This is a genomic window from Streptomyces lushanensis, from assembly GCF_001700515.1.
Lineage (GTDB): Bacteria > Actinomycetota > Actinomycetes > Streptomycetales > Streptomycetaceae > Streptomyces > Streptomyces lushanensis.
The window spans coordinates 1-419 of the sequence record NZ_MAUD01000587.1 but is presented as its reverse complement, the minus strand read 5'-3'; the positions used below and the strand labels follow the sequence as shown (position 1 = coordinate 419).

General features: G+C 69.5%; 1 protein-coding gene. It reads left to right on the top strand.

Annotated features, from left to right (window positions below):
* Positions 1 to 419, top strand: a 419-nt coding sequence (locus tag BFF77_RS37470) for an energy-coupling factor ABC transporter permease (protein ID WP_245703956.1), incomplete at both ends; no start/stop codon positions are given.

The window sequence follows — 419 nt, the reverse complement described above, 5'->3', positions numbered from 1 at the left end:
CGAGCGGCCATCTGCTGGGCGGAGCCCTGGCGGCGATACTCGTCGGTCCCTTTACCGGGGTCCTCTGCATCTCCGTCGTCCTGCTGATGCAGGGCATCCTCTTCGCGGACGGCGGGCTCACCGCGCTCGGTGTGAACATCACCGTCATGGGCGTGGTGACGACCGTCGTCTCGTACTCGCTCTTCCGCGGGCTGGTCACGGTGCTGCCGCGCACCCGCCGCTCCGTGACCGTCTCCTCGTTCGTCGCCGCGCTGGTCTCCGTACCGGCGGCGGCCCTCGTCTTCACCGGTATCTACGCCGTCGGAGGGACGACGGACGTGCCGATCGGGAAGGTGCTGACCGCGATGGTCGGCGTCCATGTGCTGATCGGGATCGGCGAGGCCGTGATCACCGCGCTGACGGTCGGCGCCGTCATCGCC